The sequence below is a fragment of the Streptomyces sp. SID10853 genome (genome assembly GCF_010548145.1).
Classification (GTDB): domain Bacteria; phylum Actinomycetota; class Actinomycetes; order Streptomycetales; family Streptomycetaceae; genus Streptomyces.
Window position 1 is genome coordinate 1 of the sequence record NZ_JAAGLN010000255.1, and the last position, 9791, is coordinate 9791.

Annotated in this window: 8 protein-coding genes and 1 tRNA gene; 7 read left to right on the forward strand and 2 right to left on the reverse strand. The window is 71.9% G+C overall.

What is annotated here, in order from left to right:
- The 4 genes from G3I19_RS30905 to G3I19_RS30920 form a co-directional block, all read left to right on the forward strand.
- Nucleotides 1–708, forward strand: a 708-nt coding sequence (locus tag G3I19_RS30905; RefSeq protein ID WP_164267028.1) for a (2Fe-2S)-binding protein, incomplete at its 5' end; no start/stop codon positions are given.
- Nucleotides 705–3020, forward strand: coding sequence for a xanthine dehydrogenase family protein molybdopterin-binding subunit (locus tag G3I19_RS30910; RefSeq protein ID WP_164267029.1), 2316 nt, complete (start codon nucleotides 705–707; stop codon nucleotides 3018–3020). The genes G3I19_RS30905 and G3I19_RS30910, both read left to right, overlap by 4 nt.
- Nucleotides 3021–3215: 195 nt before the next feature.
- Nucleotides 3216–5417 carry a terpene synthase family protein gene (locus tag G3I19_RS30915; protein ID WP_164267030.1) on the forward strand — a complete coding sequence of 734 codons (2202 nt, stop codon included), beginning with the start codon at nucleotides 3216–3218 and terminating at the stop codon, nucleotides 5415–5417.
- Nucleotides 5418–5595: 178 nt separating this feature from the next.
- Complete coding sequence (locus G3I19_RS30920; RefSeq protein ID WP_164267031.1) at nucleotides 5596–6180, forward strand: DUF1269 domain-containing protein; 585 nt, start codon at nucleotides 5596–5598, stop codon at nucleotides 6178–6180.
- Nucleotides 6181–6215: 35 nt separating this feature from the next.
- On the opposite strand, the gene G3I19_RS30925 is transcribed toward G3I19_RS30920, so the two are convergent.
- Complete coding sequence (locus G3I19_RS30925) at nucleotides 6216–6962, reverse strand: DUF1990 family protein (RefSeq protein WP_164267032.1); 747 nt, start codon at nucleotides 6960–6962, stop codon at nucleotides 6216–6218.
- Between the two features lie 104 nt (nucleotides 6963–7066).
- Here G3I19_RS30925 and G3I19_RS30930 point away from each other — a divergent pair, with 104 nt between their 5' ends.
- Both G3I19_RS30930 and G3I19_RS30935 read left to right on the forward strand, forming a co-directional pair.
- Entirely contained in the window at nucleotides 7067–7321 is a 255-nt protein-coding gene (locus tag G3I19_RS30930; RefSeq protein WP_164267033.1) for a hypothetical protein, read from the forward strand.
- Between the two features lie 9 nt (nucleotides 7322–7330).
- Nucleotides 7331–8050, forward strand: a complete 720-nt coding sequence (locus tag G3I19_RS30935; protein ID WP_164267034.1) for a DUF1990 family protein — start codon at nucleotides 7331–7333, stop codon at nucleotides 8048–8050.
- A gap of 106 nt (nucleotides 8051–8156) precedes the next feature.
- On the opposite strand, the gene G3I19_RS30940 is transcribed toward G3I19_RS30935, so the two are convergent.
- A tRNA-Cys gene (locus G3I19_RS30940) sits at nucleotides 8157–8228 on the reverse strand.
- A 206-nt stretch (nucleotides 8229–8434) separates the two neighbouring features.
- On the opposite strand from G3I19_RS30940, the gene G3I19_RS30945 reads away from it, so the two are divergent.
- Nucleotides 8435–9791, forward strand: a 1357-nt coding sequence (locus tag G3I19_RS30945; RefSeq protein WP_164267035.1) for an MFS transporter, incomplete at its 3' end; no start/stop codon positions are given.

Here is a 9791-nt window from a genome sequence, read left to right on the forward strand (position 1 = left end):
GACCCCGCTCTCCCGGATGCCGCGCACCCCGGCACCACGCACGCCGACCCCGCTCTCCCCGGCCCCGGCGCCGCGGACCCCGGTGTGCCGGCCGCCCCCGACGCGGCCCCCGCCGTCGCCTGGAGCGAACACACCCCCGCCTCCTACGTCCTGCGTGTCAACGGCACCGACCGGCCCGTCACCGACGCCTGGATCGGCGAGTCGCTGCTCTACGTCCTGCGCGAGCGCCTCGGCCTCGCGGGCGCCAAGGACGGCTGCTCGCAGGGCGAGTGCGGTGCCTGCAACGTCCAGGTGGACGGCCGCCTCGTCGCCTCCTGCCTGGTCCCCGCCGCCACCGCGGCCGGCTCCGAGGTCCGTACGGTCGAGGGCCTCGCCGTCGACGGCGAACCCTCCGACGTACAGCGGGCGCTCTCCGAGTGCGGAGCCGTCCAGTGCGGTTTCTGCATCCCGGGCATGGCCATGACGGTTCATGACCTCCTGGAGGGCAACCACGCCCCCACCGAACTCGAGACCAGACAGGCCCTGTGCGGCAATCTCTGCCGCTGCTCCGGCTACCGGGGTGTGCTGGACGCGGTGGGCGAGGTGGTCGCCGGGCGCGCGGCGGCGGGCGCCGCGTCCGAAGAGGCCCGTATCCCGCACCAGGCAGCACCCGGATCCGGCGGCATGCAGCCGGACAACCCGCAGCAGCATGACGGAGGCATGGCGTGAGCAGCGACGCGGCCACCGCGGCCACCGCGAAGTCCCCGGAGGTGGACGGCCCGGAGCAGGAGCCGCCCGCGCACGGGCTCGGTGTGTCCCTCCCGCCGGCCGACACCCGTGCGAAGACCGAGGGCACCTTCCCCTACGCGGCCGACCTGTGGGCCGAGGGGCTCCTCTGGGCCGCCGTGCTGCGCTCCCCGCACCCGCACGCCCGGATCCTGTCCATCGACACGTCCGAGGCGTCCGCGATGCCCGGTGTCCGCGCCGTGGTCACGCACGCCGACATCCCCGGCGACGCCGCGCACGGCCGCGCGGTCGCCGACCGCCCCGTCTTCGCGTCCGAACTGGTCCGCCACCACGGCGAGGCGATCGCCGCGGTCGCCGCCGACCACCCGGACACCGCCCGGCTCGCCGTGGCGGCCATCGCGGTCGAGTACGAGGTCCTGGAGCCGGTCACCGACCCGGAGAAGGCGTTCGAGGCCGAACCGCTGCACCCCGACGGCAATCTGATCCGCCACATCCCGCTGCGGTTCGGCGACCCGGACATCACCGGCGATGTCGTCGTCGAGGGCCTCTACCGGATCGGCCGCCAGGACCCCGCGCCCATCGGCGCCGAGGCCGGACTCGCCGTGCCCAGGCCCGACGGCGGCGTCGAGATCTACACCGCGTCCACCGACCCGCACACCGACCGCGATCTGGCCGCCGCCTGCTTCGGCCTCGACCCCGACCGGGTCAAGGTCGTGGTGACCGGCGTGCCCGGGGCGACCGGCGACCGCGAGGACACCAGCTTCCAGCTCCCGCTCGGGCTGCTCGCCCTGCGCACCGGCTGCCCGGTCAAGCTGGCCGCGACCCGCGAGGAGTCCTTCCTCGGCCACGCCCACCGCCACCCGACCCTGCTGCGCTACCGCCACCACGCGGACGCCGAAGGCCGCCTGGTGAAGGTCGAGGCGCAGATCCTGCTGGACGCGGGCGCGTACGCCGACGCCTCGTCCGAATCGCTGGCCGCCGCCGTCGCGTTCGCCTGTGGCCCCTACGTCGTCCCGCACGCCTTCATCGAGGGCTGGGCGGTCCGTACGAACAACCCGCCGTCCGGGCACGTCCGCGGTGAGGGCGCGCTCCAGGTCTGCGCCGCGTACGAGGGCCAGATGGACAAGCTTGCGGCCAGGCTCTCCATGGACCCGGCGGAACTGCGGCTGCGCAATGTGCTGGCCACCGGCGATCTGCTGCCCACCGGGCAGCCCGTCACCTGCCCGGCGCCGGTCGCCGAACTCCTGCGCTCCGTCAAGGACTTCCCGCTGCCCGCGCTGCCCAAGGACACCCCCGAGGGCGACTGGCTGCTGCCCGGCGGCCCGGAGGGCGCGGGCGAGCCGGGCGCGGTGCGCCGCGGGGTCGGCTACGCGCTGGGCATGGTGCACATGCTCGGAGCCGAGGGCGCCGACGAGGTGTCCACGGCCACCGTCAAGGTCCACGACGGGGTCGCCACGGTCATCTGCGCCGCCGTCGAGACCGGCCAGGGATTCTCCACACTGGCCCGGCAGATCGTCCAGGACACCCTCGGTATCGAGGAGGTCCATGTCGCGTCCGTCGACACCGACCAGCCCCCGGCGGGGCCCGCCACGCACGGCAGGCACACCTGGGTGTCGGGCGGCGCGGTGGAGCGGGCCGCGAAGATGGTCCGCACCCAGCTGCTCCAGCCGCTGGCCCACCAGTTCGGGATGTCCACCGAGCTGCTCCAGATCGCCGACGGCAAGATCACCTCGTACGACGGGGTGCTCTCCACGACGGTCACCGAGGCCATGGACGGCAAGGAACTCTGGGCGACCGCCCAGTGCCGCCCGCATCCGACCGAGCCGCTCGACGAGTCGGGCCAGGGCGACGCCTTCGTCGGTCTCGCGTTCTGCGCGATCCGCGCGGTGGTGGACGTCGACATCGAACTGGGCTCGGTCCGGGTGGTGGAGATGGCCGTCGCCCAGGACGTCGGCCGGATCCTCAACCCGCGGCTGCTGACCTCCCGTATCGAGGCGGGCGTCACCCAGGGCGTCGGGGCGGCCCTCACCGAGAACCTCCGTACGACACGGGGCGTGGTGCGCCACCCCGACCTGACCGGTTACGCGCTGCCCACCTCGCTGGACACCCCGGACATCCGCATCGTGAAACTCATCGAGGAGCGCGACGTGGTGGCCCCGTTCGGCGCGAAGGCGGCCAGCGCGGTGCCGGTGGTCACGTCCCCGGCCGCGGTGGCGGCGGCGGTACGGGCGGCCACCGGGCGCCCGGTGAGCCGGCTGCCGATCAGGCCGCAGGCCGCGGTGGTCACGGGCTGAGGTGCCGACGCGCCTCCCGGGGGCTCAGCCCCCGGGGGCTGCCCGCTGACGCCGCAGCACACCAATTCCCGTCCCGCATCCGGTTTCCGCCCGTGTCACACATATGGGCATACCAGGATCTGCCGGAGGATGCCCGCTCCCGTGCAGGGGTAGTGCTGCGCTGATCAGCGACCTCGCGCGAAGGGCATAACGTCAGTGTCGAAGCCTTTTGAACTGCCGGAGTTCTACCTGCCGCATCCGGCCAGGCTGAATCCCCATCTCGAAGAGGCCAGAGCCCACACCAAACAGTGGGCCAGGGACATGGGAATGCTGGAGGGATCGGGGGTCTGGGACGAGCACGACCTCGACTCCCACGACTACGCCCTGCTCTGCGCGTACACCCACCCGGACTGCGGCGGGCCCGAACTGTCGCTCGTGACCGACTGGTACGTGTGGGTCTTCTTCTTCGACGACCACTTCCTCGAACTGTTCAAGCGGTCGCAGGACCGGCAGGGCGGCAAGGCGTATCTGGACCGGTTGCCCGCCTTCATGCCGATGGATCTGGCCGCCGGGTTCCCCGAGCCGCAGAACCAGGTGGAGGCAGGTCTCGCCGACCTCTGGGCGCGCACCGTCCCCGGGATGTCGATGGACTGGCGGGAACGTTTCGCTGTCAGTACCGAGAACCTGCTCAACGAATCCCTCTGGGAGCTCTCCAACATCAACGCGGGGCGGGTCTCCAACCCCGTCGAGTACATCGAGATGCGGCGCAAGGTCGGCGGTGCGCCCTGGTCGGCGGGGCTCATCGAGTACGCGACGGGTGCGGAGGTCCCCGCGGTCATCGCGGGCTCGCGCCCGCTGCGCGTACTGAAGGACACGTTCTCGGACGGCGTTCATCTGCGCAACGACCTCTTCTCGTACGAGCGGGAGATCCAGGAGGAGGGCGAACTCAGCAACGGTGTCCTGGTCCTGGAGACCTTCCTCGGCTGTACGACCCAGGAGGCGGCGGACGCGGTCAACGATCTGCTCACCGCGCGGCTCCACCAGTTCGAGAACACCTTCTTCACGGAACTCGGCCCGCTCTTCGCCGAGTTCGGTGTCGACCCGAAGGGCGTGGCCGACACGCTGACGTATGTGAAGGGGCTCCAGGACTGGCAGTCCGGCGGCCATGAGTGGCACATGCGCTCCAGCCGCTACATGAACGACGGCGGCAAGGCGGCCGAGGCCGAACGGGGCCTGCCGCCGGGGCCGTCGGGGCTCGGCACGTCCGCCGCCGACATCAAGCGGATCACGGGGAAGACGGGCCTGTCCCGGCTGCGCAACCATCTGCACGTCCCGCACCAGCACGTCGGGCCTTCCCTGCTCCCGGACTTCGACATGCCCTTCGCGCTCTCGCTCTCGCCGCATCTGGAGACCGCGCGGCGCAATCTCGTGGCGTGGGCGCACCGGATGCGGATGCTCGACGACATCTGGGACGAGCGGCAGCTCACCGGATTCGACTTCCCGGTCTGCGCCGCGGGCATCGACCCGGACGCCACGGCGGACGAGCTGGACCTCGCGTCCGGCTGGCTGGCCTGGGGGACGTACGCCGACGACTACTTCCCGCTGGTGTTCGGCCGGACACGCGACCTCGCGGGCGCGAAGGTGCAGAACGAACGCTTCTCGCTCTTCATGCCGCTGGAGGGGGAGGCGCCCCCGCCGGAGAACGTCATGGAGCGGTCGCTGGCCGATCTGTGGGCGCGTACGGCGGCTCCGATGGACGAGGGGGCGCGCCGCACGTTCCGTACGGCCGTCGAGAACATGACGGCCAGCTGGCTCTGGGAGCTGGCCAACCAGGCCCAGCACCGCATCCCGGAACCGGTCGACTACATCGAGATGCGCCGGATGACCTTCGGCTCCGATCTGACGATGTCCCTGGCGAGGCTGGGCCACGGGCACCAGATCCCGGACGAGGTGTTCCGCAGCGGTCCGGTGAAGTCGCTGGAGAGTTCGGCGGCCGACTACGCCTGCCTGATGAACGACGTCTTCTCGTACCAGAAGGAGATCGAGTTCGAGGGGGAGGTGCACAACGCGGTCCTGGTCGTCCAGGCGTTCTTCAACGTCGACTACCCGACCGGTCTTGCCATGGTGGACGACCTGATGGTGTCGCGCATGCGCCAGTTCCGGCATGTGGCCGAGCACGAGATCCCGGTCGTGTGCGAGGACTTCGGGCTCGACGACGCGACCCGCGATGCCCTGCGGAGCTATGTGCGGGAGCTGGAGGACTGGATGGCGGCGATCCTGAACTGGCACCGGGAGACCCGCAGGTACACGGAGGCCGACCTGCTCGCGGGCGGCCCGGGCTCCCGCTATCTGCCGCCCGCGCCGACGGGGTTCGGCATGGCGGCGCTGGGGCTTGCGGAGCTGGTCAGCAGGGGGTGAGGCGGGACCGGGAGGGGGCGGTGTCCGTGCCCTCCCGGGCGGCGCTTCTCCGGGCCTGCCCGGTGTCCACCCGGACGCCCCTCCCACGTGTCCGGTTCGCGGCATATTTCCTATAGTGGGCTGAGTTCCGAGTTCCGAGTTCCGAGTTCGTTCTGTGTCCCGATGAGGAGTCAGCCGTATGAGCAACCTGTTCGTCGTCGCCTACAACGATGTCGCCACCGCCAACCAGGTCCGCGACAAGCTCATCGGGCTGAGCCGCCAGCACCTCGTGGAGCTGGAGGACGTGGTCGTGGTCGAGCGCCGTGAGGCCGACGGCAAGATCAAGCTGCACCAGGCCGTCAACCTCACCGCGACGGGCGCGGCCGGCGGCGCGCTCTGGGGCGGGCTCATCGGGCTGCTCTTCCTGGCACCGCTGCTCGGTGCGGCCGTGGGGGCCGCGGCGGGCGCGGCGGGCGGGGCAGTCACCGACACGGGGGTGAACGACGACTTCATGCGCGAGGTCAGCTCGAACCTCCGCCCGGGCGCGGCGGCGCTCTTCGCCCTGGCCAGGACGGAAGCGGTCGACAAGGTCGTGGCCGAAGTGGCACCGTTCGGCGGCCAGCTGGTCCAGACGTCGCTCTCGTCGGAGGACGAGGAGCACCTGAAGGAGATGGTCCGGGCGGCACGGGGCGCCGAGAGCGAACAGCCGACGACGCGGCCGGAGGCATCCGCGACCCGGGCCGGGGCCACGGAGCAGCAGCCGACGACGCGGCCGGAGCCCTGAGGGCCGGGAGGCCGTGAACGGGCCTCGCGGCCGGGTCAGGCGGCCGGTACTTCCCGGCAGCCCGCCGCGGGGACGACCCGCGTGTCGATGGTGACGCCGCCACGCGGCCGCCCGCCGGCGATGTCCGCCGCACGCAGGCAGAAGTGCACCCACATGTTGAACTGAATCTCCTTGGACACCCGGAGCCGGCAGTACAGCACGTCCGCCAGCCGGTCGCCCGCCCGGGACCATGCCTCGATCTCGAAGGCGAGCAGTCCGCCTTCGCCCCTCGCCCGGAACTCGATCTGGCCCGCTTCGAGATGGCCCTGCAGCGTGCCGAACCTGAACGATGCCGCGTCCTGGTGGAGTACGCGTACCGGCCCGTCCCACGGCCCGGGCATCCGCACCCGGTATTCGTCCCCGGTCCGCACGGTTCCCGTACGGCCGGCCGTCTTGTCGAACACCGCGGCACCGCGCGGAGCCGCTTGGTTCAAGTCGGCCATGACGGAGCCCATCAGCTCCCGCGGACCCAGTTCGCTGCCTTCGATGAGAACGGAGAAGCGCCGGTGGAGCATCGGTCCTGCGCCGTCCTCCAGGCGCTTGCTGCGTCCGTCGAGCAACTCGGCAGGCACGGTGGGCGGCAGATCGCTGCTGTCGCCCACGGTCTCGCTGCGGTGCAGCGCGCGGATGCGCCAGAGGTAGTTCCAGGACATGATCGCGATCCCGGCGGGGAACCGCAGGACCGTCCCGAGTCGGCGCCGACGGGACAACTGCCACGGTTGCTCGGTATGCGCTGACGTCATACCGTTCACGATACGGGCAAAGCGCACAAGTCATATTCTTCTGTACTTTTTGCTGCTGCTGCGGCGGCGGCGGGAGGCTGGGAGGCACGGTGCGGATTTCGCGGATGCTGCAGCGCGCGGGTGTGCGTGGCGCGTACATGGAAGCGGCTTCCATGGTCGGGGTGGCGGTCTGCATCGGGTTCTGGATGCGGGCCAAGGGCTGCGACCAGGACGAGCGGGGTAACGCGGAGCGACGGGCGCTGTTCGTCGGCCTCTGGCCCGCCACGCTGTGGCTCATGGGCCAGTCCATCAGCGAAATCGAGCGGATCGAACGGATCGAACGGATGGCGCGGATCGAGCGGATCGGACAGCCCCGTTGAGGGGCAGCCATGCTGCGTGAAAGGCGACTCCACGGTGAGGACGCCGCTTCGGTGCTGCGCTCCCTGGCGGGCCGTACGGTCAACTACTCCCTGCCGGCGGGCCGTACGCCCGCGCGGGGTGAGGGCTGGCACGTCGACTCGCTCCGCCGGCCGCTCGCCCGTGAAGGGCCGGGCGACCCGGAGCCGGGCGGGGCCTGGGACATCGCCTGCCGGCTCGTGCGCGACTACCAGTTCCCCGAACCCGGCATCCTGCGTGCGCTCTACCGTCGCGACGACGCGTTGCTCGGGCGGAACATCCTGCTGGAGGGGCGCTTCCTCGGTCTCCGCTTCGACATGGGGGTCAGGATCACGTCGGTCACCGACGACCTGCGCGGTACGGGCGAGAGCGCGCAGCGGGTCTGGGGCTGGGGCTACCGGACGCTCCAGGGGCATCTGGAGGAGGGGGAGCTGCACTACCAGGTCATCAAGTACCCGCACACGGGTGCGGTCGAGTTCCTCATCACCGGATACTCACGCCGGGCGCCGATCCGCAACCCGGTCGTCCGCGCGGGCTTCGTCCTGTTCGGCCGCATGACCCAGCGCCGTTTCTACCGCGCCAGCGCGAACCGGCTGCACCGCCTGACCCAGGCCGAACTGCACGGCGCCCCGCCCGCGCGGCCGCAGCCGTCCCCCGCCGGGGACAGCCTCGTGGTGGTGCCGGGCCCACCTGGCCGCGAGCGGAGAGCCTGAGCCGCCTTCCCCCGGCCGGGAACAGCAGGGGGCGACGGATGTACGTACACAGAGGTCGGGTGCCCCCGGCCGGGAACAGCGGGGGCGAGGGGGCTTACGTACGCAGAGGCCGTGGCGGGAATCGAACCCGCGTAACTCGCTTTGCAGGCGAGTCCCTGAACCACTCGGGCACACGGCCAAGTCACCGGAACCGTTCCGTTCGTGCGCTCGCTCGGAACCGATCCGGTGCACCGACCGTAGGCTCCCCGCGCCGGACGCCTCAAGGCCGCGGGCCGTCCCGCAACGCGACTGCCACACCCCGTTCATGGTCGTACGACCAACGGACCAGTCCCGCCCCGCCCTCCGACAGGGTTCATCGGGCGGTACGCCCCTTACGCTGATCCCATGGCCGCCCTGGAATCCCGCGACGCCGAGGTCGCATCGCCCGACGTGCCCGACGGTACGTCCACCCCCGTGACCGGCGGGATCCTCGGCAGCGCGCACCGGTCGCTCAGTATCGGCATCGTCACCGTCGTCCTGCTCATCGCCTTCGAGGCGACCGCCGTCGGCACCGCGATGCCGGTCGCCGCGCGCGAGCTGCACGGCGTCGCGCTCTACGCTTTCGCGTTCTCCGCGTACTTCACCACCTCGCTCTTCGCGATGGTCCTCTCCGGCCAGTGGGCCGACCGGAACGGGCCGCTCCGGCCGCTCGCCACCGGGATCGCCGCCTTCGCGGCCGGACTGCTGCTCTCCGGTACGGCCTCCACGATGTGGATCTTCGTCTCGGGGCGCGCGGTGCAGGGCCTCGGCGGCGGACTGGTCATCGTCGCGCTGTACGTGGTCGTCAGCCGCGCCTACCCGGAGCGGCTGCGGCCCTCGATCATGGCCGCCTTCGCGGCGAGCTGGGTGATCCCCTCCGTCGTCGGGCCGCTCGCCGCCGGCACGGTCACCGAACACCTCGGCTGGCGCTGGGTCTTCATCGCCATTCCGGTCCTGGTCGTTCCGCCGCTCGCCCTCGCGCTGCCCGCGATCCGCCGGACGGCCGCGGGCCCCGCCGACCCCTCCGTACCGCCGCCGGGATTCGACCGGCGGCGCATCCGTCTCGCGCTCGGGATCTCGGTCGGGGCGGGGCTGCTCCAGTACGCGGGCCAGGACCTGCGCTGGCTCTCGCTGGTGCCCGCGGTGGCCGGCGCGGCGCTGCTCGTGCCCGCCGTGCTCGGGCTGCTGCCCCGCGGCACCTGCCGGGCGGCCCGCGGGCTGCCTTCGGTCGTGCTGCTGCGCGGGGTGGCCGCGGGGTCGTTCATCGCGGCCGAGAGCTTCGTACCGCTGATGCTGGTCACCCAGCGCGGACTCTCGCCGACGCTGGCCGGGCTCTCCCTGGCGGCCGGCGGCGGGACCTGGGCGCTCGGTTCGTACGTACAGTCCCGGCCGCGCATGGAGCCGTACCGGCAGCGGCTGATGGTCATCGGCATGATCCTGGTGGCGGCGGCCATCCTGGCGGCGCCGAGCGTCCTGTTCCACTCCGTCCCGGCGTGGACGGTCGCGGTGGCATGGGCGTTCGGATGCTACGGCATGGGCACGGTCATCGCCTCGACGAGCGTCCTGATGCTGACGCGGTCGGCGCCGGAGGAGGCGGGCGCGAACTCGGCCGCGCTGCAGATCTCGGACGGCCTCTCGAACGTCCTGATGCTCGCGGCGGGCGGCGCGGCGTTCGCGGCGCTGGGCGGGGGAGCGGTGGGCGTCCTGCACGACGGCGCGTCCG

Bases quoted from the DNA above. Each gene is read 5' to 3' on its own strand.
- G3I19_RS30920 (WP_164267031.1), top strand. From the start codon at position 5,596: ATGAGCAACCTGTTCGTCGTCGCCTACAACGATGTCGCCACCGCCAAC.
- G3I19_RS30925 (WP_164267032.1), bottom strand. From the start codon at position 6,962: ATGACGTCAGCGCATACCGAGCAACCGTGGCAGTTGTCCCGTCGGCGC.
- G3I19_RS30930 (WP_164267033.1), top strand. From the start codon at position 7,067: ATGCTGCAGCGCGCGGGTGTGCGTGGCGCGTACATGGAAGCGGCTTCC.
- G3I19_RS30935 (WP_164267034.1), top strand. From the start codon at position 7,331: ATGCTGCGTGAAAGGCGACTCCACGGTGAGGACGCCGCTTCGGTGCTG.